This window comes from Pseudomonas sp. B19125, from assembly GCF_044218855.1.
GTDB classification, from domain to species: Bacteria; Pseudomonadota; Gammaproteobacteria; order Pseudomonadales; family Pseudomonadaceae; genus Aquipseudomonas; species Aquipseudomonas edaphica.
The window spans coordinates 1,305,124-1,330,771 of the sequence record NZ_CP162589.1 but is presented as its reverse complement, the minus strand read 5'-3'; the positions used below and the strand labels follow the sequence as shown (position 1 = coordinate 1,330,771).

Annotated in this window: 25 protein-coding genes; 12 read left to right on the top strand and 13 right to left on the bottom strand. The window is 60.2% G+C overall.

The genetic code is table 11. The features are described from left to right. The first annotated feature begins 81 nt into the window (after positions 1-81). Positions 82-498 carry a large-conductance mechanosensitive channel protein MscL gene (mscL, locus tag AB4P96_RS06060; protein WP_017139311.1) on the top strand — a complete coding sequence of 139 codons (417 nt, stop codon included), beginning with the start codon at positions 82-84 and terminating at the stop codon, positions 496-498. Between the two features lie 45 nt (positions 499-543). Here the strand turns inward: mscL and AB4P96_RS06055 are convergent, their stop codons facing one another. Then, positions 544-1,320, bottom strand: coding sequence for a ferredoxin--NADP reductase (locus AB4P96_RS06055; RefSeq protein WP_138451905.1), 777 nt, complete (start codon positions 1,318-1,320; stop codon positions 544-546). A gap of 432 nt (positions 1,321-1,752) precedes the next feature. Between AB4P96_RS06055 and AB4P96_RS06050 the strand changes: the two genes are divergently transcribed. Next, complete coding sequence (locus tag AB4P96_RS06050; protein WP_017139313.1) at positions 1,753-2,463, top strand: LuxR family transcriptional regulator; 711 nt, start codon at positions 1,753-1,755, stop codon at positions 2,461-2,463. A gap of 166 nt (positions 2,464-2,629) precedes the next feature. Continuing rightward, the gene (locus AB4P96_RS06045) at positions 2,630-3,754 is read left to right on the top strand and encodes a methyltransferase (RefSeq protein WP_177033972.1); all 1,125 of its coding nucleotides are present in this window, start codon (positions 2,630-2,632) and stop codon (positions 3,752-3,754) included. 55 nt (positions 3,755-3,809) lie between these two features. Here AB4P96_RS06045 and AB4P96_RS06040 read toward each other — a convergent pair whose 3' ends face one another. Genes AB4P96_RS06040 through AB4P96_RS06030 form a run of 3 tightly spaced genes read right to left on the bottom strand, consistent with a single transcriptional unit; the run spans position 3,810 to position 6,438 of the window. After that, on the bottom strand, positions 3,810-3,977 hold the full coding sequence (locus tag AB4P96_RS06040; RefSeq protein WP_010206690.1) for a DUF2474 domain-containing protein: 168 nt from the start codon (positions 3,975-3,977) through the stop codon (positions 3,810-3,812). A gap of 12 nt (positions 3,978-3,989) precedes the next feature. After that, positions 3,990-4,997, bottom strand: a complete 1,008-nt coding sequence (gene cydB, locus AB4P96_RS06035) for a cytochrome d ubiquinol oxidase subunit II (protein WP_138453261.1) — start codon at positions 4,995-4,997, stop codon at positions 3,990-3,992. Position 4,998: 1 nt separating this feature from the next. After that, entirely contained in the window at positions 4,999-6,438 is a 1,440-nt protein-coding gene (locus AB4P96_RS06030; protein ID WP_017139317.1) for a cytochrome ubiquinol oxidase subunit I, read from the bottom strand. 317 nt (positions 6,439-6,755) lie between these two features. On the opposite strand from AB4P96_RS06030, the gene AB4P96_RS06025 reads away from it, so the two are divergent. Beyond that, positions 6,756-7,994, top strand: a complete 1,239-nt coding sequence (locus AB4P96_RS06025; RefSeq protein WP_170038098.1) for an MFS transporter — start codon at positions 6,756-6,758, stop codon at positions 7,992-7,994. A 138-nt stretch (positions 7,995-8,132) separates the two neighbouring features. Here the strand turns inward: AB4P96_RS06025 and AB4P96_RS06020 are convergent, their stop codons facing one another. The 4 genes from AB4P96_RS06020 to AB4P96_RS06005 all read right to left on the bottom strand — a co-directional run bounded on the left by AB4P96_RS06020 (position 8,133) and on the right by AB4P96_RS06005 (position 12,348). Further along, complete coding sequence (locus tag AB4P96_RS06020) at positions 8,133-10,316, bottom strand: xanthine dehydrogenase family protein molybdopterin-binding subunit (RefSeq protein ID WP_395600607.1); 2,184 nt, start codon at positions 10,314-10,316, stop codon at positions 8,133-8,135. Then, complete coding sequence (locus AB4P96_RS06015) at positions 10,313-11,302, bottom strand: FAD binding domain-containing protein (RefSeq protein WP_395600606.1); 990 nt, start codon at positions 11,300-11,302, stop codon at positions 10,313-10,315. Before AB4P96_RS06015 ends, AB4P96_RS06020 begins: the two co-directional genes overlap by 4 nt. Continuing rightward, positions 11,299-11,808: a (2Fe-2S)-binding protein gene (locus AB4P96_RS06010; protein WP_017139321.1), complete on the bottom strand. Its 510-nt coding sequence runs from the start codon at positions 11,806-11,808 to the stop codon at positions 11,299-11,301. The genes AB4P96_RS06015 and AB4P96_RS06010 overlap by 4 nt, the downstream gene beginning before the upstream one ends. Positions 11,809-11,904: 96 nt before the next feature. After that, complete coding sequence (locus AB4P96_RS06005; RefSeq protein WP_017139322.1) at positions 11,905-12,348, bottom strand: DUF4879 domain-containing protein; 444 nt, start codon at positions 12,346-12,348, stop codon at positions 11,905-11,907. A gap of 209 nt (positions 12,349-12,557) precedes the next feature. Here AB4P96_RS06005 and AB4P96_RS06000 point away from each other — a divergent pair, with 209 nt between their 5' ends. Together AB4P96_RS06000 and trmA are read left to right on the top strand one after the other, a co-directional pair. Continuing rightward, positions 12,558-13,853 carry an NCS2 family permease gene (locus tag AB4P96_RS06000; protein WP_017139323.1) on the top strand — a complete coding sequence of 432 codons (1,296 nt, stop codon included), beginning with the start codon at positions 12,558-12,560 and terminating at the stop codon, positions 13,851-13,853. Further along, entirely contained in the window at positions 13,850-14,929 is a 1,080-nt protein-coding gene (gene trmA / locus AB4P96_RS05995; protein WP_017139324.1) for a tRNA (uridine(54)-C5)-methyltransferase TrmA, read from the top strand. Before AB4P96_RS06000 ends, trmA begins: the two co-directional genes overlap by 4 nt. Before the next feature lie 99 nt (positions 14,930-15,028). On the opposite strand, the gene AB4P96_RS05990 is transcribed toward trmA, so the two are convergent. Together AB4P96_RS05990 and AB4P96_RS05985 are read right to left on the bottom strand one after the other, a co-directional pair. Continuing rightward, positions 15,029-15,493 carry a DUF2442 domain-containing protein gene (locus tag AB4P96_RS05990; RefSeq protein WP_017139325.1) on the bottom strand — a complete coding sequence of 155 codons (465 nt, stop codon included), beginning with the start codon at positions 15,491-15,493 and terminating at the stop codon, positions 15,029-15,031. Then, a complete protein-coding gene (locus tag AB4P96_RS05985; protein ID WP_099547610.1) occupies positions 15,490-15,918 on the bottom strand; it encodes a DUF4160 domain-containing protein in 429 nt (142 codons plus the stop codon). The genes AB4P96_RS05990 and AB4P96_RS05985 overlap by 4 nt, the downstream gene beginning before the upstream one ends. A gap of 418 nt (positions 15,919-16,336) precedes the next feature. Here AB4P96_RS05985 and aroQ point away from each other — a divergent pair, with 418 nt between their 5' ends. Together aroQ and AB4P96_RS05975 are read left to right on the top strand one after the other, a co-directional pair. Then, complete coding sequence (aroQ, locus tag AB4P96_RS05980) at positions 16,337-16,786, top strand: type II 3-dehydroquinate dehydratase (protein ID WP_017139328.1); 450 nt, start codon at positions 16,337-16,339, stop codon at positions 16,784-16,786. Then, a complete protein-coding gene (locus AB4P96_RS05975; protein ID WP_395600605.1) occupies positions 16,783-17,631 on the top strand; it encodes a shikimate dehydrogenase in 849 nt (282 codons plus the stop codon). The genes aroQ and AB4P96_RS05975 overlap by 4 nt, the downstream gene beginning before the upstream one ends. A 184-nt stretch (positions 17,632-17,815) precedes the next feature. Here AB4P96_RS05975 and AB4P96_RS05970 read toward each other — a convergent pair whose 3' ends face one another. Together AB4P96_RS05970 and quiC are read right to left on the bottom strand one after the other, a co-directional pair. Beyond that, on the bottom strand, positions 17,816-18,481 hold the full coding sequence (locus AB4P96_RS05970) for a TetR/AcrR family transcriptional regulator (RefSeq protein ID WP_026013861.1): 666 nt from the start codon (positions 18,479-18,481) through the stop codon (positions 17,816-17,818). A gap of 81 nt (positions 18,482-18,562) precedes the next feature. Further along, a complete protein-coding gene (gene quiC / locus AB4P96_RS05965) occupies positions 18,563-20,464 on the bottom strand; it encodes a 3-dehydroshikimate dehydratase QuiC (RefSeq protein ID WP_099547608.1) in 1,902 nt (633 codons plus the stop codon). 210 nt (positions 20,465-20,674) lie between these two features. Here quiC and AB4P96_RS05960 point away from each other — a divergent pair, with 210 nt between their 5' ends. Further along, positions 20,675-22,009, top strand: coding sequence for an MFS transporter (locus AB4P96_RS05960; protein WP_017139332.1), 1,335 nt, complete (start codon positions 20,675-20,677; stop codon positions 22,007-22,009). Position 22,010: 1 nt separating this feature from the next. Here the strand turns inward: AB4P96_RS05960 and AB4P96_RS05955 are convergent, their stop codons facing one another. Further along, positions 22,011-22,889, bottom strand: coding sequence for a DMT family transporter (locus tag AB4P96_RS05955; RefSeq protein WP_017139333.1), 879 nt, complete (start codon positions 22,887-22,889; stop codon positions 22,011-22,013). Between the two features lie 185 nt (positions 22,890-23,074). Here AB4P96_RS05955 and AB4P96_RS05950 point away from each other — a divergent pair, with 185 nt between their 5' ends. The 3 genes from AB4P96_RS05950 to AB4P96_RS05940 all read left to right on the top strand — a co-directional run bounded on the left by AB4P96_RS05950 (position 23,075) and on the right by AB4P96_RS05940 (position 25,540). Further along, positions 23,075-23,491 (top strand): membrane lipoprotein lipid attachment site-containing protein, encoded by a 417-nt coding sequence (locus AB4P96_RS05950; RefSeq protein ID WP_017139334.1) that lies wholly within the window; start codon positions 23,075-23,077, stop codon positions 23,489-23,491. Between the two features lie 171 nt (positions 23,492-23,662). Further along, positions 23,663-24,553 carry a neutral zinc metallopeptidase gene (locus tag AB4P96_RS05945; RefSeq protein ID WP_099547607.1) on the top strand — a complete coding sequence of 297 codons (891 nt, stop codon included), beginning with the start codon at positions 23,663-23,665 and terminating at the stop codon, positions 24,551-24,553. Further along, complete coding sequence (locus AB4P96_RS05940) at positions 24,554-25,540, top strand: alpha/beta hydrolase (RefSeq protein WP_395600604.1); 987 nt, start codon at positions 24,554-24,556, stop codon at positions 25,538-25,540. It begins immediately after the preceding gene. Positions 25,541-25,648 lie beyond the last annotated feature (108 nt).

Here is a 25,648-nt window from a genome sequence, read left to right as displayed (position 1 = left end):
GTTAACGGTTGTGTCGAGCAAGCGGGCTACGACTGACTTACACTGACCTCCACCCTCCTCAACTGTAACAAGGAATAACCTATGGGCGTGATCAGTGAGTTCAAGGCCTTCGCGGTCAAAGGTAATGTGGTCGATATGGCCGTCGGTATCATCATCGGCGCCGCCTTCGGTAAAATCGTTTCCTCGTTTGTAGGCGACGTGGTGATGCCACCTATTGGTCTGTTGATCGGTGGTGTGGACTTCGCTGACCTGGCGATAACCCTCAAGGCCGCGCAGGGTGATGTGCCCGCTGTGGTCCTGGCCTATGGCAAGTTCATCCAGAGCATCATCGACTTCGTGATCGTCGCCTTCGCCATCTTTATGGGCGTGAAAGCCATCAACCGCCTGAAGCGCGAAGAAGCTGTGGCCCCAAGCCTGCCGCCGACGCCGACCAAGGAAGAGCTGCTGCTGGGTGAGATTCGTGATCTGCTCAAAGCACAAAACGACAAACCGCTTTAACCCGCGTTTGCCTGGAAAAGGCGCCTGTTTCAGGCGCCTTTTTTATTACCAGTAATTTTCCACCGCCACTTGCCCTGGGCGCCGGCTCAGGCTCAGTTGCAGGTCGCGCTGCTTGAGCAATTGGCGCGTGTCATCGACCATCTGCGGGTTGCCGCAGATCAGCACGCGGGAGTGCTCCGGGGTCAGTTCTACACCGGCAGTGCGCTCCAACTCGCCATTCTCGATCAGCGTGGTGATGCGCCCGTTCAGTGCCCCAGGGTGCTGCTCACGGGTGACGATGGGAATGTAGGTGAGTTTATGCGCGTACTCGGCCAGGTACTCACGCTCGCCGAGCGTGTTAATCAGCGACTGATACGCCAGTTCCTTGGCCTCTCGGGCGCTGTACACCAGTACGATGCGCTCGAATTTTTCCCAGACCTCGAAGTCCTGCAGGATCGACAGAAACGGTGCCACCCCCGTGCCGGTGCCCAGCAGCCACAGATCACGCCCGTCCACAAAACGATTCAAGGTCAGATAGCCTGTGGCCTGACGCTCAACCATCAAGGTATCGCCCACCTGCAGACGGCTTAATTCACTGGTGAACTCGCCCCCCGGAACGACGATAGAGAAGAAGTCCAAGTGTTCATCAAATGGCGAGGACACAATGGAATAGGCGCGCCACACCGTGCTGCCGTCCGCCTTGGTCACGCCCAAGCGCACAAACTGGCCGGCGGTAAACCGAAAGCCCGGGTCACGGCTGGTGCGCAGGGTAAACAGGCTGGGCGTCAGCGATTGCACTTCGAGCAGGGTCTGGCGGGTAAATTTCTCAGCGCTGGCCGTCATGGGGGGCTCCGTTGAACAGGTGCCCTAGTGTCTCTCAAAGTCGCGCAGGGAAACACCAGTGGTTTGTACTGGCATTGCCAGTGCGAGCAACAGCTATGCTGTTACAGCGCAAGCGCTCGGATCGGAGCTATCCAGTCCCAACTAATTATTTAGCTATTTCTCCCCTTCTAACAGGCCATTAGATGTCGCAGTGCAACTAAACAAATGCCAATTTAATATCACCACCAACCCATTGAACTTATAGGAATAACCCGAACATAAAGCACTATATGTACAAACGATCACTCATTGTATAAGTAATAAACAAACAAAATACGGGCATTCAGTAAAATTTTTTCACATTACGATGTGTAGGCTTTGTCCTACACTGATTTCCGTACCTCGCTGGGATCCGGGACGTGCCCAGGCAACAACACCCATGGAGAGTTACAAATGGTCAACTGGCGCAATACACGACTCCCCAAACTGGAAGGTGAGAACAAGATCACCACTATTTATGAGATGGTCGTCAATCACACCTATGAGCTAGGATTCGAATACTGCTCATTTACGATGAGTTCGCAACAACAAGCTACCCAAACTAAACCGATTCACTTTAATAACTACCCCAATGAATGGAATGCCGTTTACAAACAAGCGCATTTTTTTGACATCGATCCGGTAGTCGCCCACTGCAAACGTAGCGTGCTGCCTATCGTGTGGGATGAAAAAACCTTCAGCGCCGCACCCCACCTCTGGTCGTTGGCCCAGTCGTTTGGTGTGCATTTTGGATGGACCCAAGCCGTGCACGATTTCCAGGGTGTGTTCAGCATGCTGACCCTGGGCAGAAGCAACGGCGAAGTCAGCCCACAGGAGCTTTACGAGAAAGCCGGCCAGGTGCTCTGGCTTTGTCATGTGATGCATGCCGCGGTGGCACAAAATTATGCCGAAAAGCCGAGCGTCACAGCGCCTTGCAAATTGACCCCACGAGAAACGGAAATCCTCAGGTGGTCGGCCCTGGGCAAGACGGCTTCGGACATTGCCACGATCCTGTGCCTGTCGGAGCGCACCGTGGGCTTTCATATCAGCAGTTGCTTGAGAAAACTGGGGGTCAATAACAAGATTGCCGCCGTACTGTGTGCTTCCAAAGCAGGGTTGTTTTAACCGCTGAAGAAACACCGCATGTAATCCCATCGAAAAAAAAGTAACATTTACGGCCAATTCTGAGTGTTGATACGGCGCATTGATGCCGCTTCGTTGTTCACTCAGATGGTTGCGCCGGTTGCCCATGCCCGCTGCCGCCCCATCGATGACCCAGAGCTTCCCCGCCATGCCCCTGCTTGACAGCCCCTTCGCCCAGCTCGACCTGATTCGCCAGCCTGAGCAACACAATGACCCGTTGCAGGCCTTTGATGCTGCCGATGAGTACCTGCTCAGCTACCTGGCCGAGCAGCAGCCCGGCGCCGCTACCTGCGTGCTGGTGCTCAACGACAGCTTCGGCGCCTTGGCGGCCAGCCTCGAAGGCCGGGTGCACGTGACGTCCAGCGGTGACTCGTTTCTGGCAGCCCAGGGTCTGGAGAAAAACCTGGTGCGCAATGGCAAAGCTTTTGATGCCGTAGCATTCGTCCCCGCCAGCCAGGTCCCGACCGGGCCGTTCGACCGCGTGCTGATCCGCGTGCCAAAGACCCTGGCCCTTTTGGAGGAGCAGTTGATCCGCCTGCAAGGGCAACTGGCGCCAGGCGCCCAGGTGATTGCCGGCGCGATGGTCAAGCACCTGCCACGGGCGGCGGGCGAGTTGCTGGAGCGCTATATCGGCCCGATGCACGCGTCCCTTGCCCTGAAAAAAGCCCGTTTGCTGATCGCCACGGTGGACGCCCGCCCGGCCGCCGTCTCGCCCTACCCTACCCGCTACACCCTGGACGCACCGGCCATCGAGCTGTTGAACCACGCCAACGTGTTCTGCCGCGAAGGCCTGGACATCGGCACCCGTGCCTTCCTCCCGCACCTGCCAAACAATCTCGGCAGCGCCCGCGTGGCGGACCTGGGCTGCGGAAACGGCGTGTTGGCGATCGCCAGTGCCCTGCAAAACCCCGACGCGCAGTACACCCTGGTGGATGAGTCCTACATGGCCGTGCAGTCGGCGGTCGAAAACTGGCAGGCTGCCTTCGGTACGCGCGATGTAAGCGTACGCGCCGCCGATGGCCTCGCCGGCCAGGAAGCCCAGTCACTGGACGTGGTGCTGTGTAACCCGCCGTTCCACCAGCAGCAGGTGGTCGGCGACTTACTGGCCTGGCGCATGTTCCAGCAGGCGCGCGAAGCCCTGGTAGTGGGCGGTGCCCTTTATATCGTCGGCAACCGCCACCTGGGTTATCACAGCAAATTGGCGCGTTTGTTCCGTGGCGTTGAACAAGTAGCCGCCACGCCGAAGTTCGTCATTCTCAAAGCCCGCAAATAAAAAAGCCCTCGTAGCGAGGGCTGGAAAACCGGGCCGCAAAGCCCGGATCGGGATATCAGTGAGTGGTCAGGCCGGCGGCATTCATGAACATGCGCATCAGGCTGGCCACGACGAACAGGGCCAGCACGCTGCCGGTCCAGATCATCGCCAGCCACCCCAGGCGCCGCCATAACGGCTGTTTCTCGGCCTGTTCAATCTCGTGTAACGAAGGTTTGCCGGACATACAACGACCCTCCTAGTGGTAGCCGTCTTCGTGGGTGACCTTGCCGCGGAACACGTAGTAGCTCCAGAAGGTGTAGCCCAGGATAAACGGGATGATGAACAACGTGCCCACCAGCATGAAGCCCTGGCTCTGCGGTGGAGCAGCGGCGTCCCAGATCGACACGGAAGGCGGAATGATGTTCGGCCACAGGCTGATGCCCAAGCCGCTGTAGCCGAGGAAGATCAGCACCAGCGTCAGCAGGAACGGCGTGTAGTGGGCATTACGCGCCACGGCGCGGATCAACCCGTACATGGTCACCAGCACCAGAATCGGCACCGGCAGGAACCAGAACAGGTTCGGCAGGGTGAACCAGCGTGAAGCGATTTCCGGATGCGCCAGCGGCGTCCACACACTGACGATACCGATCACTGCCAGCACCACAAACGCCAATGGCCGCGCCAGGTTGTGCATCTGCTCCTGCAACTTGCCTTCGGTTTTCATGATCAGCCAGGTGCAGCCGAGCAAGGCATAGGCGACCACCAATGCAACGCCACAGAACAGGGTGAATGGCGTAAGCCAATCCAGCGAGCCGCCGGCAAACTGGCGATTCACCACCGGAATGCCATCGATAAACGCCCCCAGTGCCACCCCCTGGAAGAACGTCGCGGCGATGGAGCCACCGATAAACGCCTTGTCCCAGAGGTGACGCTTGTCGTCCTTGGCCTTGAAGCGGAACTCGAAGGCCACGCCCCGGAAGATCAGCCCGATCAGCATCAGGATCAGTGGCAGGTACAACGCCGACAACACCACCGAATAGGCCAGCGGGAACGCGCCGAACAGCGCCGCGCCGCCGAGTACCAGCCAGGTTTCGTTGCCGTCCCATACCGGCGCGACGGTGTTCATCATCACATCGCGGTCGACTTTGCCGGGGATAAACGGAAAGAGGATGCCGATGCCCAGGTCGAAACCGTCCATCACCACGTACATCATGATGCCGAAGATGATGATCACGGCCCAGATCAGCGGAAGATCAATACCCATCTCAATTCCCCTTGTGCTGGATGTGGGTGTGGTCGTCGTCGCTGCCATCATCGGCGGCGGACAACGGACGGGCCGGTGTACGTTTCTGGCCAGGGCCACCATGGGTTGGCTCGCTGCCCTCGTGGGTCTGCGGGCCTTTGCGCACCAGGCGCATCATGTAGCCCAACCCGGCGCCGAACAGCGCGAAGTACACCACCACAAACAGCACCAGCGTGATGGTCATCTGCGCCAGGCTATGCCCGGAGGAAGCATCCGCCGTGCGCATCAACCCGTAGACCACCCACGGCTGTCGGCCGATTTCGGTGGTAAACCAACCGGCAAGAATCGCGATCAGGCCGGACGGGCCCATCCACAACGCCAGGTACAGGAACGGCTTGGACGTGTACATCTTGTCGCCCCGGCGCAGCCACAGGCTGAACAGACCGGTGAAGATCATCAGGAAGCCCAGGCCGACCATGACCCGGAACGACCAGAACACAATGGTCGAATTGGGGCGATCTTCAGGCGGGAACTCCTTGAGCGCCGGCACCTGCTTGTCCAGGGAGTGGGTCAGGATCAGGCTGCCGAGGTACGGAATTTCGACCGCGTATTTGGTTTTCTCGGCCTTCATGTCGGGCCAGCCGAACAGGATCAGCGGCGTCGGCTCATTGCCGATATTTTCCCAGTGGCCTTCAATCGCGGCAATTTTCGCCGGTTGGTGCTTCAAGGTGTTGAGGCCATGGAAGTCACCGATCACCGCCTGGATAGGCGCCACAATCAGGGCCATCCACATCGCCATCGACAGCATGGTGCGGATCGCCGGGTTGTCCTTGCCGCGCAACAAGTGCCAGGCCGCCGAAGAGCCGACGAAGAACGCCGTGGCCACAAAGGCTGCCGTGGCCATGTGCATCAGGCGATAGGGGAACGAGGGGTTGAAGATCACCGCCAGCCAGTCGGTGGGAATCACACGGCCGTCGATGATTTCAAAGCCTTGTGGTGTCTGCATCCAGCTGTTGGAGGCCAGAATCCAGAAGGTCGAGATCAGCGTACCGACGGCCACCATCACCGTGGCAAAGAAGTGCAGCTTGCGCCCCACTTTGTTCCAGCCGAACAGCATCACCCCGAGGAAACCCGCCTCAAGGAAGAAGGCCGTGAGCACTTCGTAGGTCAGAAGCGGTCCGGTGACGGCGCCGGCGAAGTCCGAGAAACGGCTCCAGTTGGTACCAAACTGGTAAGCCATGACCAAGCCCGAAACCACCCCCATGCCGAAGTTGACGGCAAAGATCTTCGACCAGAAATGGTAGAGGTCACGGTAGGTGTCGTTGTGAGTCTTGAGCCACAAGCCTTCCAGCACCGCAAGATAACTGGCCAGGCCGATGGTGATCGCCGGGAACAGGATGTGAAACGAGATGGTGAACGCGAATTGAATTCGGGCGAGATCTAGCGCCTCCAAACCGAACATAAGTCTTCCTCTGTCAGGTAATACCGGCTGCTGGCGGGAGCCTGCACCCACTGCCCCCACGGATATGGAGTGTGGCGAATTTCAATTCGTTTCTTTTTTTACCCATCACGTAGGGATCCTGGCCTTGCGGCCGCCAGATCAATCCCGGGGCCGGTTTTGATCTGGATCAAGCATTGCTCAAAGAGTAGTCCCATTTTCGGACGAAAGCCGTGTGGTTCATTGACGCGTGACAGGTTGTCTCAGCTCAGTTCTTGCAACTATTTGTTACAGCTTGATGCTAATCTGCCTGCACCCTCTGCTCCAGACCTGACTTCCCGATGCCCAGTGAACCCGCATTGCTGTTGCGCCACCACCGCCCTTTCATCGCGTTCTGGCTGGCCCGGATCTTTACCGCCAGCGGTTTCCAGATGCTTACCGTGGCCATCGGCTGGAACCTCTATCAACTGACTGGCAATGTGCTGGACCTGGGCCTGGTAGGCCTGGTGGAGTTCATTCCGCGCGTTCTGTTCATGTTGCACACAGGCCACGTGGCCGATCGCTATGAGCGGCGCAAAGTCGCCGCCATCTGCCAGACCGTGCAGGCATTGATTGCCTTGTCCCTGGCCATCGGCGGCCTGACCGGCAATGTGACCCGCGAGATGATCTTTATCCTCGCGTTCCTGCTCGGCGCCGCACGCTCGTTTGAGATGCCCACCACCCAGGCGCTGCTGCCGAGCATCGTGCCGAGCGCGCTGTTCCCGCGTGCCGTGGCCTCGTCGCAATCGGCGCAGCAACTGGCCACCATCGTCGCGCCAGCGTTGGGCGGCTTGCTCTATGCGTTTGGCAGCGTGTGGGTGTATGGCCCAACCGTGGTGCTGTACCTGATCGCCTGCGGGCTGACCCTCAACCTGCCCGCGCGCCAGACACCGATCAATAAAGCCAAGGCCACGATGGATTCGCTGCTGGCCGGGATCCGCTTTATTCGCAGCCGCCCGGACATTCTCGGCGCCATTTCGCTGGACCTGTTTGCCGTACTGCTGGGCGGCGCCACAGCGTTGCTGCCGGTGTTCGCCAAGGACATCCTGCTGACCGGCGCCTGGGGCCTGGGTCTGTTACGTTCGGCGCCAGCGGTGGGCGCGTTGTTGATGTCGCTGTGGCTGGCGAGGTTCTCGGTAGACCGGCATGTCGGGCGCGTGATGTTTACCGCCGTCGGTGTGTTTGGCGTGGCAACCATTGCGTTCGGCCTGTCGACGTCGTTCTGGTTCTCCCTGGCGGTACTGGTGGTGCTGGGCGCGGCGGACATGATCAGCATGGTGATCCGCGCTTCGTTCGTGCAGTTGGAGACCCCGGATGAAATGCGCGGGCGGGTCAGTGCGGTCAACGGTCTGTTTATTGGCGCATCCAATCAACTGGGCGAATTTGAATCGGGGATTACCGCCCACTGGTTCGGCACCGTGCCCGCCGTGGTCATGGGCGGGATTGGTACGCTGTTGGTGACGGGGGTGTGGATAAAGCTGTTTCCGACCCTGGCCAACCGCGATCGGATGCATGTGCCGGTGGAGGAAGCCAAGCTATAAGCCGGTTGAAAAACAGGCAATGTGGGAGCTGGCTTGCCTGCGATGGCGGTGTCTCAGCCAACATATGATTGGCTGACAGATAGCTATCGCAGGCAAGCCAGCTCCCACATTTTGATCTTCTGTGGTTCGAAGACCGGGTTACAGCACCTTATCCAACGTGACAGGAAACTCCCGCACCCGCTTGCCAGTGGCATGGTAGATCGCATTCGCCACCGCTGCCGCCACCCCGACAATACCGATTTCGCCCACACCCTTGGAGCCCAGGGCGTTGACGATTTCGTCGTGTTCGTCGACAAAAATCACCTCTATGTCGCCGATATCGGCATTCACCGGGATGTGGTACTCGGCCAGGCTGTGGTTCATGTAGCGCCCCAGTTGATGGTCGACCTGGGTTTCTTCATGCAGTGCCATGCCGATGCCCCAGACCACGCCGCCGAGTATCTGGCTGCGGGCCATTTTCGGGTTGACTACCCGCCCGGCGGCAATGGCGCTGACCACTCGACGCACCTTGATCGTGCCCAGGTCTTCATCGACCTGAACTTCGACAAACACTGCCGAATGGGTCGCCGTCGCATAGCCTTCACGCTTTTTGTCCGGTTGGCTGTCAACCTGAACAGCGAGCACTTCTTCGCCACTGTCCTTGACCAGTTGTGCCAAGGACACACTCACATCACCGGTGTGCAACTGGCCGTCTTCAAAGCGCACCGATTCAGCCTCTTTGAACACCGGGTAAGTCTGCCGGGCAACCGCCAGCAGCTTGGCGTTCAGCGCTTCGCAGGCCTGCTGCACGGCAGTGCCGACAGACGACACGGTAAACGAGCCGCCCTGCAACGGCGCCGTGGGTAACGACGAATCGCCGAGCAGAAAACGCACATCGGCCATCGCCACACCGCTGGTTTGCGCGGCAATCTGCGTCATTACCGTATACGTGCCCGTGCCGATATCGGTGGTGGCGCTGCTGACGGTCAATTGGCCTTGGGCATCCAACTGCGCCTTGGCGCTGGCCTTCATCTGCAGGGCCTCCCATACACCACCGGCCATACCCCAACCGATCAACTGGTTGCCATCACGCATGCTGCGCGGCTCGGGGTTGCGCTGGCTCCAGCCGAAGCGCTCGGCACCTTCGCGGTAACACTCGCGCAGGGCTTTGCTCGACCAGGGTTTGTCTTCGTTCTGGTTGCGCTCGGCGTAGTTGATCAGGCGCAGTTGCACAGGGTCCATCCCCAGGGCGCAGGCCAGTTCATCCATCGCACATTCCAGGCCGATCACGCCCAGCGCGGCGCCCGGCGCGCGCATGTCCATCGGCGTGGACACGTCCAGGGGAACCAGTTTGTAGGTCAATTGCACGTTGTCGCAGTGGTAGAGCATGCCGCTCCACTCCACCACATGTTCGCTGAAATCCTCGAAACGCGAGGTCTGGCCAATCGCTGTGTGGCCCAACGCCAACAGGCGGCCATTGGCAGCAGCGCCCAGTTGCAAACGCTGCAGGGTGCGCGGGCGGTAGCCGAACGTGAACATCTGTTGCCGGGTCAGGGTGACGCGCACCGAACGCTTGAGCGCCAGCGCTGCCATCACCGACAGAGGCAGTTGATACTGCGGGCGCAGGCCCGAGCCAAAGGCACCGCCGACGAACGCAGCGAAGATCCTTACCTGGCTTTTATCCAGGCCGAAGACTTTTTGCACATACGCCTGGCAGTTCTGCGGGCCTTGGGTCTTGTCGTGGATATGCAGGGTGCCGTCCGGCTGATACAGCACGGTGCTGGCGTGGGGTTCCATCGGGTTGTGGTGCTCGATGGGCGTGCTGTAGTGCATATCCAGGCTGACAGCGGCAGCAGCCCACTCGGCCTGGAAGTTACCGCGTGGCTTGGGCGGCGTTTGCGGCGATGGGTGCGCCTGTTCCTGCAGGGCCGCGAGGTCAGTGGCAAAAGCCTCGCTCGCGTATTCGATCTCGACCAGCGAGGCAGCGTGTCGCGCCAGCTCAAGGTTGTCGGCGATCACCAGGGCCAGGGGTTGGCCGTTATAAAGCACGCGGTCGTTATACAGCGGGCGAAACGGCGAGCCGTCGGCTGCATCGGCATCGGCGAAAGCCTCATCGTAGCTGGCGAGTTTGGGCCGGTTCAGATGATCAAGCACCCAGACCACGCCCGGCAGCGCCAGGGCTTTGGACGCGTCGATCCTGATTACCCGGCCCTTGGCAATCGTGCTTGAGACGACACTGCCATGCAGCAGGTCGTTGCCTGGAAACTCACCGGCATAACGCGCCTGGCCGGTGACCTTGAGCAGACCGTCAACGCGGTCCAGGGGTTTGCCGACGGCGGTCATGAGCGTTCTCCTGCGACAGCGGCGTCGCTCAGGGCACGGATGATTGCGCGGCGTGCCAGCTTGATTTTGAAGCTGTTGTGTTCCAAGGGTTCAGCGTCTTGCAGCAAGGCGTCAGCGGCCTGGCTGAAGGTTTCGCGGCTGACCGCTTGCCCGATCAGCGCGGCTTCCACCGCGCGATCGCGCCAAGGTTTGTGGGCCACACCGCCAAGGGCCAGGCGCGCATCGACGATGGTGTCGCCCGCAAGCTCCAGCGCGGCGGCAACGGAGACCAGCGCGAAGGCGTAGGACGCACGGTCACGAATCTTCAGGTAGTGGCTATGGCTGGCGAGATGATCAGGCGGCAGTTCGATGGCGGTGATCAGCTCATCGTCGGCCAGCAGATTGTCGCGCTCAGGCGTATCGCCGGGCAATCGATGAAAGTCGGCAAACTCGATCACCCGCGCGCCGCCACGCCCTTCTACATGCACCCGCGCCTGCAGCGCTGCGAGGGCGACGCACATATCCGAGGGATGGGTAGCCACACAATGTTCGCTGGCACCGAGGATCGCATGAATGCGGTTCAACCCGGTGCGCGCCGGGCAGCCGCTGCCGGGTTCACGCTTGTTGCATGGCACGCTGGCATCGTAGAAATAGTAGCAACGGGTACGTTGCAACAAGTTACCGCCGGTACTGGCCATATTGCGCAGTTGCGGCGAGGCGCCCGCCAGAATGGCCTGGGACAGCAATGGGTAGCGTGTCTCGATCAGCGGGTGCCAGGCCAGGTCGGCATTGCTGACCAACGCGCCGATCATCACCCCGCCGTCGGCAGTCGCTTCTACGCCATGCAGCGCCAAGCCAGTAATGTCGATCAGGTGTTCGGGGCGGCTGATGTTTTCTTTCATCAGGTCCAACAGGTTGGTGCCGCCGGCGATAAACCGCGACGTCGCGCTGCTCAGGTGCACGGCTTCCTGCACATCGGCCAGCTTGCTGTACTGGAAGGGGTTCATTGGTCACCTCCCAGCACAACGTCTTCAATGGCATCGCGAATATTGCTGTAGGCCCCGCAGCGGCACAGGTTGCCGCTCATCAGTTCCTGAATTTGCGCGGTGTTGTGGGCGCGGCCTTCATTGGCCAGGCCGACGGCGGAGCAAATCTGCCCCGGCGTGCAGTAGCCGCACTGGAACGCGTCACGCTGGATAAAAGCCTGCTGCATCGGGTGCAACTGGTCGCCGTCGGCCAGGCCTTCGATGGTGGTCACCTCGGCACCGTCGCACATCACCGCCAGGGTCAGGCAGGCGTTGATGCGTTTGCCATCGCGCAACACCGTGCAGGCGCCGCACTGGCCGTGGTCGCAGCCTTTTTTGCTACCCACCAGATCCAGCTGTTCGCGCAGCAGGTCCAGCAAGGTGGTCCAGGGCAACACCTGCAGCTGGCGGTCTTGGCCATTCAGGGTCAGGCGTATCGGGTGGCTGACGAACGGTTTGGTCGTCGCGCCATTGGGGGTCGCGCTCATAAACACCTCACGGGTTGGTGCACATCCGCGGCGTTCAGGAAAGTCGCCGTCTAAGGGCTACGACTTCCCGAGGTAGTGAGCGTTCAAGGGGATTGATCAGAGGATGTTGAACAAGAGCTTCAACGTATTTTGCGGGCCATTGATCGAGATATTGCTGAATTCAAACCAGCCTTGGGCCTGGACATTCAAGTCAAATACATAGATGTAGCCCATCACAGTGCCTGCGCCGTTACAGACTTCGCTGATGTTGCCCACCTGACAGACCGGCGTGCGTTGCCCATTCAATTCGGCGCCATTGAAGCGCCCCATCGGGCTTTTGCCCAGGCCGACCTCCATCACCGAGACCTTGGTCGGCCCACGATGAGTACACATCTGGGTGGTCGTCACATCTGTGGGGATGGTTTCCGTGCAACGCGCCGACTCGACCTTGAACACCCGCACCTCGCTCAACGGCGGTGCAGCCGCGCCCCACACCGGTGCCACAAGCCCCAGGCCGATTGCGGCGAACAGAGCTAGACTGCTGGCGTTGGCTTTTTTCATGCTGAGAACGACCCTGTATTTAACGTCGGCGCAGTATGCCTCAAGGCCAGATTCGAGAATACGCAGCCTATCCGCCACATCGCGTCGGCTGCTGGTATCATGCGCCGCTTTTTCCGATCCTCTCTGAAACCACAGGCGCTTGGCGCAGTTTGTGCTTTGACTTAGAGGTCAACAAATAACGACGCAAAATAGCGTCACAGGGAGCCGGCATGCTGGAAAAGCTGTTTCAACTCAAAGCACACAACACCAACGTGCGCACCGAGATTCTCGCGGGTATCACGACCTTTCTGGCCATGGCCTACATTCTGTTCGTGAACCCGAGCATCCTCGGCGAGACCGGCATGGACAAGGGCGCGGTGTTTGTCGCCACCTGCCTGGCCGCCGCCATCGGTTCGACCGTGATGGGCCTGATCGCCAACTACCCGATCGCGCTGGCACCGGGCATGGGCCTCAACGCCTTCTTCACCTACACCGTGGTCCTGCACATGGGCCACACCTGGCAAGTCGCGTTGGGCGCGGTATTCATTTCGGCGGTGTTGTTCTTCCTGCTGTCGATCTTCCGCATCCGTGAGTGGATCATCAACAGCATCCCGCTGCCGCTGCGCTCGGCGATTGCCGCCGGTATCGGCCTGTTCCTGGCACTGATCGCCCTGCACAACGCCGGCATCGTGGTCAGCAACCCGGCCACCATGGTCGGCCTGGGCGACCTGAAACAACCGGCGCCGATCCTCGCTACCTTGGGTTTCGCGCTGATCGTGGCGCTGGAAGCCCTGGCGGTGCGCGGTGCGGTGCTGATCGGCATCCTGGCGGTGACCATCGTGTCTATCGCGATGGGGTTCACCCCGTTCGGCGGCGTAACCTCGATGCCACCGTCCCTGGCCCCGACCTTCCTGCAACTGGATATCAAAGGTGCGCTGGATATCGGCCTGGTCAGCGTGATCTTCGCCTTCTTGTTCGTTGACCTGTTCGACAACTCTGGCACCCTGATCGGCGTGGCCAAGCGCGCCGGCCTGATGGGCAAAGACGGCCACATGCCGAAAATGGGCCGTGCACTGATCGCCGACAGTACCGCCGCCATGGCCGGTTCGCTGCTGGGTACGTCGACCACCACCAGCTACATCGAGTCGGCTGCGGGTGTGAGTGCCGGTGGCCGTACCGGTTTGACCGCCATCGTGGTCGCCATCCTGTTCCTGCTGGCGCTGTTCTTCTCGCCACTGGCCGCCAGTGTTCCAGCGTTTGCCACCGCGCCGGCGCTGCTGTTCGTGGCCGTGCTGATGACCCAGGGCCTGGCCGAAATCGACTGGGATGACATTACCGTTGCAGCGCCCGTGGTGGTCACCGCCCTGGCGATGCCTTTCACTTACTCCATTGCCAACGGCATCGCCTTCGGTTTCATCGCCTGGACCGCCATCAAGCTGCTTTCGGGCCGCTACCGTGAGCTGAACCCGGCACTGGTGATCCTGTCGATTCTGTTTGTGATCAAGCTGGGCTGGTTCAACGCATGACTTTTGACGCCGCAAGCTACACCGTTCAACTGCAAGACAAGGTCACGCGCCTGCGTGACCTGTTGGCACCGTTCGACGCCCCCGAACCGCAGGTCTTCGATTCGCCGCTGCAGAACTTCCGCCTGCGCGCGGAGTTCCGCCTGTGGCGCGAGGGCGGTGAGCGCCACTACGCAATGTTCTCCCAGGACGACAAGCGCACGCCGATCCTGATCGAAGAGTTCCCCATCGCAAGCCAGCGCATCAACCAGCTGATGCCGCAACTCAAAGCCGCCTGGCAAGCCAGCGCGGCCCTCAGCCACAAGCTGTTCCAGGTGGAGTTCCTGACCACACTGGCCGGCGACGCGATGATTACCCTGTGCTATCACCGCCCGCTGGACGAACATTGGCACACGGCTGCGAACAAGCTGGCGGCGGACTTGAATGTCAGCATCATCGGCCGCTCCAAGGGCAAGCGCGATGTGATCGGCCACGACTACGTGGTGGAAAAACTCGACGTCGGCGGGCGCACCTTCAGCTACCGTCAACCCGAGGGCGCGTTCACCCAGCCCAACGGCACCGTGAACCAGAAGATGCTCAACTGGGCCTATGAAGCCCTGGGCGATCGCCCGGATGATTTACTGGAGTTGTACTGCGGCAACGGCAACTTCACCCTGCCACTGGCGACCCGCGTGCGTAAGGTACTGGCCACCGAAATCAGCAAGACCTCGGTGAATGCTGCCTTAAGCAACCTCGATGAAAATACAGTGGATAACGTCACGCTGGTGCGCCTGTCTGCCGAAGAGCTCACCGAGGCGCTCAACGAGGTTCGACCGTTTCGCCGTCTGCACGGCATCGACCTGAAGAGCTACGAATTCGGTAGCGTCTTCGTCGACCCACCGCGCGCCGGCATGGACCCGGACACCTGCGAACTGACCCGTCGCTTCGACAACATCCTGTACATCTCCTGCAACCCGGAGACGTTGGCGGCGAACATTGCGCAACTGCATGACACGCATCGGATTACCCAGTGTGCGATGTTTGACCAGTTCCCATGGACGCACCATATGGAATCCGGGGTGTTATTGACCCGGCGGTAAACTGTGGGAGCTGGCTTGCCTGCGATGGCGGTAGGCCTGCCCTGCATCGGTCAACTGATACACCGCTATCGCAGGCAAGCCAGCTCCCACACTGGGTTTTCATGCATCTGTTGAATCACCGTTATCCAACGGCTCCTTGCGTGGCCGACCGCCCTTCTTGCCATTGGCTCGAGCGGCGGCGGTTTTGGCGGCGCTGCTCTTGCGACCGTTGCGCGACGCTACCAGGCTTGTCGCCAGGTCCATCAAGGGCTGGCTGGTGGCGATGAGCCCGGTGATCGAAACGTCCAGATCCTGCGCCTCACAGCACAGCGCCTTGCCGCCAAAGCCGACCTCCAGTTGCTGAAAGTCCTCCAGGGAAAACCCTTCGAACTCCGGCAACCCGGCTACAGGCAACATGACGCGGCTGCCGTCGCTGAAACCGATGGAAATGCACTCGTGTTCATAGCGCACATTGCTGGCATTGGCGTACAGACGTTTGAGCTTGCGCCCACGGGCGATGGCCTTGTCGACATCGGCGTCAGTGAGCGGCTTATAGGGTACGACTTTGGCTTTTACGATTTTCATAAATTAATCCCCACGCAATCTGGCGCTCTGACCAGATTCAAAATTGTTCTTTGCTCTACGACATCGTGCCGGGCGCTTGCGATGACATAGACACCACGTCGAATAACCAACCCTTGAACCAATTCACCAGCGTCCCAATCCCAGGAATGGTTCTCCAGGCAAACCGTTTGCAGTTTCTCCCACCAGATCCGGCGTGCACGCGCCAGGTAGTGCCGCTGCATGATCGCCTCGCGTAATTCCTTCAAGAGCGCAGTAGGCGGCCGCCTGCGATCCGGCTCTACATCCCACAACTCCACATCCCCATCCAGGAAGCTGAAACGAAAACGCGCATCCCATGCCTTGCCCCTGACATGAACGTGGGGCGGGCAGTGTTCATCCCGCAGAAGCACTGAAATCACATATCCCTTGTAAGCACCTACTTTCATCGTAACCCATCCGTTAGGTTATTTTCCGTCAGGTAACAATTTTTCCGTGGCACCCGACAACCGGCTCCATCCTTGCGAAGCTGTTTCACAGATTAGTAACGACGAACAACCCCGCGAATGCGGGGTTGTAACCACTCATGCCGAGGGTTGGGAATACCCTGCCAACGCCCGCAAGTCCTGCTCGCTCAGCAACCCCGCGTAATACTTCAACTGAATCCGCGCCAGCAAATACGCATGCCGTGCGCTCGCCCAGTCCGGCGTCGAGGTTGATTTTCAATTGATATCTAATCTGATGCTGTGCCGGTATGCCTCAGAATAAGCGTTCGATAATCGAACACATCAGCCGCCTTCAATTGACCAAATTAACCATCCAGTACATTTTATCCGCACAACCAATAATAAGTGTGGAGAGACCTTTATGCCGCCCATCGTGCTGGTGCTCAACGGCCCCAACCTCAACCTGCTCGGCACCCGCGAGCCTGCTACCTACGGGCATGAAACCCTGGCCGACATCGCCGCACTGTGCGGTCGCAGCGCGGAAAACCTGGGGTTGAAAATCGAATTTCGCCAGACCAACCACGAAGGTGAACTGCTCGACTGGATCCACGGTGCCCGCGCCCGTTGCGCCGGTATCGTGATCAACCCGGCGGCCTGGACCCACACCTCCGTAGCGATTCGCGACGCACTGGTGGCCAGTGAAGTGCCAGTGATCGAAGTGCATTTATCCAACGTGCATGCGCGCGAGGCGTTCAGGCATCACTCGTTTGTGTCGCCCATTGCCAAGGCGGTGCTCGCAGGCTTCGGCAGTCATGGTTATCACCTGGCGCTGGAACACTTCAGCCACACCCTCAAAGGATCCGCCCGATGAAACCGCGCATCCTCGCCGGCCTGATCGGCGCCGGCATCCAAGCCTCCCGCACGCCCGCCCTGCATGAACAGGAAGGCGACGCCCAAGGCTTGCGCTACCTGTATCAGTTGATCGATCTGGACGCGCTGCAACTGAACATCAACGCCCTGCCCGACCTGCTGGACGCCGCTGAATTGATGCGTTTTACCGGCTTGAACATTACCTACCCATGCAAGCAGGCAGTGCTGGCATTGCTCGATGAATTGTCTGACGAGGCACGAGGCATTGGCGCCGTCAACACCGTGGTGTTCAAGGACGGCAAGCGCATTGGCCACAACACGGATTGCCTGGGGTTTGCCGAAGGTTTCCGGCGCAACTTGCATGACGTCGCGCGCGAGCGAGTCGTACAGATGGGCGCCGGCGGTGCGGGCGCAGCTGTGGCCCATGCCTTGTTGGCCGAAGGCGTGCAGCACTTGAGTATTTTTGACGTGGACATGGCCCGCGCCCGCGACCTGGTGGATAACCTTGCGCAACGCTTTGGTGCCGGTCGCGCCCAGGTCGGTAACCACCTGGAAAACGCCATGGCCGAAGCGGATGGCTTGGTGAACACCACGCCCATGGGCATGGCCAAGCTGCCCGGCACGCCGGTACCGCCTGCGCTGTTGCGAGCCCAATTGTGGGTCGCGGAAATCGTGTATTTCCCGCTGGAAACCGAACTGCTGCGCAACGCCCGCGCCCTGGGTTGCCGAACGCTGGACGGCGGCAATATGGCGGTGTTTCAGGCGGTGAAGGCGTTTGAGTTGTTCAGTGGCCAAACGCCGGATGCGCAGCGAATGCTGGCGCACTTTCAGAATATGAATAGCTGACTGCCGAAACTGAATCAAAAAATGTGGGAGCTGGCTTGTTGTGGCGAGCAAGCTTGCTTGCGCTGGGGTGCGAAGCGCCCCCAAAAAAGCCGGAGACTGCTGCGCAGTCAGCGGGAGCAAGCTCCCTCGCCACAACAAGCCAGCTCCCACACTGGTTGCATTCCAGATTGGGAATCGAGTGAATTCAAGCCTGCAAGTACCGCATCACCGACTCACAAATCATCTCCCGATGCCGCTGTTTAATCGCTTCGTCCGACAGCTCGATCTGAAAAATCTCACTGAACGTATGGCGGTTGGACACCCGGTAAAAGCTGAATGAGTTGATCAGCAGGTGCACATCCAGCGGCTCCAGCCCTTCGCGAAACACCCCCATCTCGGCACCCCGCCGCAATGTGGCGCCCAGTGCTTCGAGGATGTTGCTGTTCATCGCCTTGATCGAATCCGAGCGCTTCACGTATTCCGCGTTGTGAATATTTTCGATGCTGACGATGCGCACGAAATCCACGTTCTGGTCGTGGTGATCAAAGGTGAATTCCACCAGACGACGGATCGCCTCACGCGGCTCCAGGGCCGTGAGGTTCATGCGGGTTTCGGTGTTGCGGATATCGCCGTAGAGTTTTTCCAGCACCTCGACGTACAACTGCTCCTTGCTGCCGAAGTAGTAATAGATCATGCGTTTGGAGGTGTGGATACGCTCGGCGATCGCATCCACGCGCGCGCCGGACAGGCCCTGCTGAACAAACTCGACGATGGCTTCCTGCAGGATGTTTTCGCGGGTCTTTTCCGGGTTGTTCTTGCGACTCTTGCGCGGTGTGTCTGGCACGGCGGAGAGGTCGGGGGTCAGGGTCATGGTGCGCTCACGGCCATTTTTGTTGTGCAGGCGGCGATTATGGGCCGAGGCGCTTCCCGAAGGAAGCACCTGGCCCGGCCGTTATAAACGCGCCTGACGTGCCGCGCCGCTGCGCGATTTGGCCATCGCCGCCAGGCGCACCGCCACGTTGGCCGCGCCATACCCGGCATAGCCGTTTTTGCGCTGGATAATCTCGAAGAAAAACCGCCCCTCAAAAGCCTCGGTGTACACATGAAACAACTCACCGCCCTGGGCGTCACGGTCGTACAACACGTTGTAGTACGCCAGTTCGCTGAGGAACTCATCGTCGAAATCAAACCGTGCGGCCAGGTCGTCGTAGTAGTTGAGCGGGATATCCAGTAACGGCACGCCGGCCGCTTTGGCGCGACTGACCTCTGCGAAAATATCCGCGCAGTCAAAAGCAATGTGGTGCACGCCCGAACCACGATAACTCGACAGCGCGTGGGAAATTGCCGTGTTGCGGTTCTCGGAAATATTCAGCGGCAAGCGGATCGAGCTGCAACGGCTGCGCAACGCTCGGCTTTTCACCAGGCCATAAGGGTCGGGCAGCACCACTTCGTCATCGGCTTCAAAATCCAGCAGGCTCTTGTAGAACAGCACCCAACTGTCGAGGCTGTCGGCCGGCAAGGCCATGGCCATATGGTCGATACGCAGCAAACCGCCGCTGGACGCCGTTGCCGCCTGCAAGTTGAAGTCGGTGTCGTACAGCGCACCCTCGGCAGGGTCGACCAGATAAATCAGGCTGCCATCTGGCGCACGTACCGCCGCCAGCTCCAGCTCGTTAGGCCCGACCAGCCCGCGATACGGCTGGCCTTTGTAGGCCACGGCCCGCTCCAGCGCCTTGGCGCTGTCCTTGACCCGAATCGCCGTGGCGCACAACGACGGGCCGTGGGCTTCGAAAAAGTTGTGGGCAAACGAATAGGGTTCACAGTTGAGGATCAGGTTGATATCACCCTGACGCAGCAGGCTCACGCTCTTGGAGCGGTGCTGGCCCGCCTTGACGAACCCCAGGCGCTCCAGCCAGTGGGTCAGCTTGGCGCCGAGGCTTTCGTCCACGGCAAACTCGAGGAATTCGATGCCGTTGTATTCGCTGGCTGCCGGGGTATCAAACAGAATCTCGACGGGCTGAGCCGGCGCCTCCTGCTTGAGGCGTTCACGGGTTTTCTCTTCCAGGTACAGCAGCGAACGCAAGCCATCCGCCGCATTCGCGCGGGTGGGTGCGGCGCGGAAACCGTCGTTGAAAATCTCCAGGGACAACGGCCCGGTGTAGCCACTTTTGATGATCGGCGCGAGAAAACCTGCCAGGTCAAATTCGCCCTGCCCCGGGAAACAGCGGAAATGCCGGCTCCACTCGAGCACATCCATGGCCAGGACCGGCGCGTCGGCCATTTGCACAAAGAAGATCTTGTCGCCGGGAATGTCGGCGATGCCGCTAGGATCGCCCTTGAGCGACAGCGTGTGGAAGCTGTCGAGCAACACGCCCAGGTTTGGATGATCGACCTGGCGCACCAGGTTCCACACCTGCTGCCAGGTGTTCACATGTTTGCCCCAGGCCAGCGCTTCATAGCCGATACGCAAACCACGGCGACCGGCGTGCTCGGCCAGCAAGCTGAGGTCATCGAGCAAAATGCGTTCATCGCCCACGCAATCTGCCGAAGCATTGCTGCACACCAGCACCAGGTCGGTGCCCAGCTCCTGCATCAAATCGAATTTGCGTTCGGCGCGCTCCAGGTTGCGCGCCAGGCGGTCGCGGCGGCATCCTTCAAAGTCGCGGAACGGCTGGAACAAGGTGATGGCAATGCCCAGGTCGGCGCACATCTGCCTAACTTCCCGCGGGCTGCCGTCGTAATACAACAGGTCGTTCTCGAAGATCTCCACCCCGTCGAACCCGGCAGCGGCGATGGCTTCGAGCTTCTCCGGCAGGGTGCCGCTCAAGGAAACAGTGGCAATGGAACGTTGCATGGGCGACTCCCGGCAGTTTTTATTTGCAGCAAATTATTGGCCCCTAGCCTACACCCAGCAATTAAAATGTACGAACCGGTTAGTTTTTCGTGCGATTACCGAACACTATGCCCTGTTGGCGAATTGACGACTTTTTAACCACTGCGCACCATCGAACCTGCACCAAGACCCAGAACACACCATAAAAATTTCAAAAACGGGTACGACCTCATGCCTTCGCAAAACTCCGCTCTGGCCGCGCGCCCGGGCAACCCGCACGCCGGCATCGGCGACAAGATCCGTGGCGCCATGGCCGTGGGTAAAACGCGCTGGGGCATGCTGGCCCTGGTGTTCTTCGCCACCACCCTGAACTACATCGACCGCGCCGCCCTGGGCGTGATGCAACCGATCCTGGCCAAAGAGATGAGCTGGACGGCGATGGACTACGCCAACATCAACTTCTGGTTCCAGGTCGGTTATGCCATCGGTTTTGTGCTGCAAGGCCGGCTGATTGACCGTGTGGGCGTGAAGCGCGTGTTCTTCTGCGCCGTGCTGCTGTGGAGCCTGGCCACCGGCGCCCACGGCCTGGCCACCTCGGCGGTGGGCTTTATGGTCTGCCGCTTTATCCTCGGCCTGACCGAAGCCGCCAACTACCCGGCGTGCGTCAAGACCACGCGTTTGTGGTTCCCGGCCGGTGAGCGCGCAGTGGCCACCGGCATCTTCAACGCCGGCACCAACGTCGGCGCGATGATGACCCCAATGCTGCTGCCGCTGATCCTGCACGTGTGGGGCTGGCAGGCGGCGTTCCTGTGCATGTCGGCACTCGGCGCGATCTGGCTGGTGTTCTGGGGGTTGAAGTACTACAACCCGGAAGACCATCCGACCGCCAAACAATCCGAATTGGACTACGTGCAACAGGAAGCCGAACCGGAGCAGCCAAGCGTTCCGTTCAGCCGCATCCTGCGCATGCGCGGCACCTGGGCCTTCGCCCTCGCCTACGCCATGACCGCGCCGGTGTTCTGGTTCTACCTGTATTGGCTGCCGCCGTTCCTGAACCAGCAATACAACCTGGGCATCAACGTGACCCAGATGGGCATCCCGCTGATCATCATTTACCTCACCGCCGACTTCGGCAGTGTGGGTGGCGGGATCCTGTCGTCATTCCTGATCGGCCGCGGGATGAATGCGATCAAGGCGCGGCTGTTGTCGATGCTGCTGTTTGCCTGCTGCATCGTTGGCGTGATCATGGCTGCCGGTTCCAGCCAGCTGTGGGTTGCAGTGTTCGCCATTTCCCTGGCGATCGGCGCGCATCAGGCCTGGACTGCCAATATCTGGAGCCTGGTGATGGACTACACGCCCAAGCACATGATGAGCACGGTGTTCGGTTTCGGCGGCATGTGCGCGGCCATCGGCGGCATGTTCATGACCCAGGTCGTCGGGCACATCCTTACCGTGACCAACAACAACTACACCGTGTTGTTCACCCTGATCCCGGCGATGTATTTCATTGCGCTGACCTGGATGTACTTCATGGCGCCGCGCAAGATTCCCACAGTCGACGTGTAACTCACCGCCGCCGCTGCTGCCAGGCAGCGGCCAGCCCGCTCATGCAGATCACCCCGATGCCGACCACCGTGGTCACGTCGGGGGTATGGCTGAACACCAACCAACCCAACAATCCCGCAAACACGATCTGGCAATAGCCAAACGGTGCCAGCAAGGCTGGCGCCGCGAAGCGGAACGCCTGGGTCAGCATCAAGTGCGCGGTCATGCCGCAAGTGCCCAGCGCCAGCATCAAACAGGCATGCCACAACGTCGGGACCTGCCAGAAGAACGGCACCAGCGCGCTCATCACCAAGGTATTGCACAGCCCGGCGAAGAAGTTGCTGGTGGTCGGTGTGTCGTATTGGCTGAGGATGCGCGTGAGCAATTGGTAGAAACAGAAGAACATCGCCGAACACAGCGGCAGCAACACCGCAGGCGTGAACAACTCGCCACCGGGGTGGATGATGATCAGCACACCGACAAACCCGCAGATCACCGCCAGCCATTGGCCACGCGTGACGTGCTCGCCGAGCAAGGGCACCGACAGCGCCGTCACCAGGATCGGCGCCAGGAAGTTCACCGCCGTGGCTTCCGCCAACGGGATATAATGCAGCGCCGCGGTAAAAAACAGACTCGTGCCCAGCAGGCACAACGCCCTCACCACCTGCATGCCCGGCCGCTTGCTGCGCAGCACCCGCAAGCCGGATTGCGGCAGGAAAATCCCGGCCATCAGCAAGGTGTGCACCAAGTAACGCGCCCACACCACCATCACAATCGGGTAGAACCCGGCCAGGTATTTGGACAAGGCGTCGTGGCTGGAGAACAGAAACGTCGCCAGCACAATCAGCAGGATGCCTTTGAAAGGATGGTTGACGCCGGAAAGCGGTGTGCTGACAGTCATTGAATTCTCTTGCATGGCGGGCTGAACGCATTTGCACTTAACCCGGTAATCTAGCAGCCGGGCTTGCGTCTGCCCCAAGAGCATAACCAAACACCGTGCGAACAGCGCACTAAATCACGGGTTTCGAGTCCAACGCTGCACGTTCACCGTCGTGTTGCACATTTTTCAACCAAGGCCATGTCGCTATGAAAAAAACACTCTTTGTTCTTTCTGCCCTTGCCCTGCTCACCGCGTGCAACAAGGAACCCAAGGAAGCCCCAAAACCCGCCCCCGCTTCCGTGCAAGCCACGCTGGTACCGGCAAACCCACCGACCGATAAATGGGTCGGCAAATGGATCGGCGTCGAAGGCCTGAACCTGACCATCGCCAAGGACGACAGCATCGGCCGTGGGCACTACCTGCTGACCATGAAATACGGCCTTGATGCCGACGACGCCGGCACCTTCAAAGGCGAAGCCAATGAAGACGGCATCAGTTTCACCCGCCCGGACGGCCCGCAACAGCTGAGCGCCGGCGACGGTGAAGCCACGGGCCTTAAATGGCTGGCAGATAAAAAAGACTGCCTGATCGTCGACACCGGCGAAGGCTACTGCCGCGACTGAGGCGGCAAACCTGACATAACTTTCATCTGGCGCCCCTGCCGACACGGCCTGACAGCAGCGATACTAGGCAGCTCTCGTTGCTTGTCAGACAGCCGGGCTGGCGCCATGCCCCTGCACCAACAACACTGCTCTTAAAATAAAGAGCGCAGGCTTAACGAGAGGACTGCACCCATGCTATGGAAAAAAGGCCGACGCAGCGACAACGTGGTGGACGCCCGCGATGACAGTGGTGGCGGCGGCGGTGGCGGCATGCGCTTTGGCGGCGGCAAAGGCCTGAGCCTCACGGCGATCGTGCTGATCGTCGGCATCGGCTGGCTGACCGGCCAGGACCCGATGCAGATCCTCGGCCAGCTAAGCGGCCAAATGGAGCAAGCGCCCCCGGCGAGTACGCAGGCGCGCCAGGCGCCGCCGGCCAATGATCAACAGGCCGATTTCGTGCGCGCCGTGCTGGGCGACACGGAAGACACCTGGGGCCAGGTGTTCAAGGAAAACGGGTTGGCCTACAAGAACCCGAAACTGATTCTGTTCCGTGGCCGGGTCAACTCCGCCTGCGGTGGCGCCACCTCGGCCAGCGGCCCGTTCTACTGCCCGGCCGACCAGCAAGTGTATCTGGACCTGGATTTCTTCCGGGAGATGTCGCAACGCTTCAAGGCTTCGGGCGAGTTCGCCCAGGCATATGTGATCGCCCACGAAGTCGGGCACCACGTGCAAACGCTGCTGGGCATCTCGGCCAAGATCCAGGCCGCACGCCAGCAAGGCCGGCAGATGGAAGGTGACGGCGGTTTACTGGTACGCCAGGAACTGCAAGCCGACTGTTTCGCCGGCGTGTGGGCCAACCGCGCGCAAAAACGCCTGAACTGGCTGGAGCCCGGCGATATTGAAGCCGCACTGAATGCGGCCAACGCCATCGGCGATGACCGTTTGCAGCAACAGGGTCAAGGGCGCGTAGTGCCGGACTCGTTTACCCACGGCACCTCGGCACAGCGGGTTCGCTGGTTCAAGACCGGCTTCGCAGAGGGCCAGATCTCTCAATGCGACACCTTTACAGCCAAGAGTCTTTAAATGAACAAACGATTGGGGTTGCTGCTTAGCGCATTAGCGATGTGTTCCACCACCACCTGGGCCGCCGAGAAAGAACATGGCGTCAAGGTGGTCAGCCCCGATCGTTTCCAACTGGAAGCCGGCGCCTTGAGCCTGGGCTTGAGCCAGGACTGGCGCCAGCCGCTGCCCAACGTCACTCGCGCATTGATCATCGTGCACGGTCGCCTGCGCAATGCGCAGACCTACCTGCAAAGCGGCGAAGATGCCGCCCAACACGCAGGCCTTGCCGCCAATACCCTGGTGATCGCGCCGCAGTTTTTGAATGAGTTGGATACCCAGCGCAACCACCTCGACAATCAGGTGCTGCGCTGGAACCACAACGGCTGGATGGCCGGCGACCCGTCGACCGGCCCAGGCCACATCAGCTCCTACGGCGCCCTCGACCAGATCATCAAGCACCTGGGCAACCGCAAGCTGTTCCCGGCCTTGAAAGAAATCGTGGTAGCCGGCCATTCCGGCGGCGGCCAGGTGGTGCAGCGTTTCGCCCTCACCGACCACGACCACCCGATGTTGCAAACCGAAGGCATCAGCCTGCGTTATGTGGTGGCTAACCCGTCGTCCTACGCCTACTTCAGCCCGCAACGCCCGGTGAAGTTTGATGTGGCCAGTTGCCCAGGCTTCAACGACTGGAAGTACGGCATGCAAAATCTGCCGGATTACGCCAAGGGCCAGAGCGCGCAGCAGTTGGAGCAGGTTTACGTATCACGCAACATCACCTACCTGCTGGGCCAGCAAGACACCGACCCCAACCACCCGGCGCTGGATAAAAGCTGCGAAGCCGAAACCCAGGGCGCGTATCGCCTGATTCGCGGGCACAACTATTTCGACTACCTCAAGCAGCGCCATCCGCAACTGACGCAGAAGCTGGTGGAAGTGCCAGGGGTTGGGCACGACGGCGATAAGATGTTTACGTCGCCTGAGGGTGAGCAGGTGCTGTTCGGTAAGTAACTGACAAAACCGGATCAAACATGTGGGAGCTGGCTTGTGTGGGAGCTGGCTTGCCTGCGATGCAGACACCTCGGTCTAACAGGCATAGCGAGGTGATGCTATCGCAGG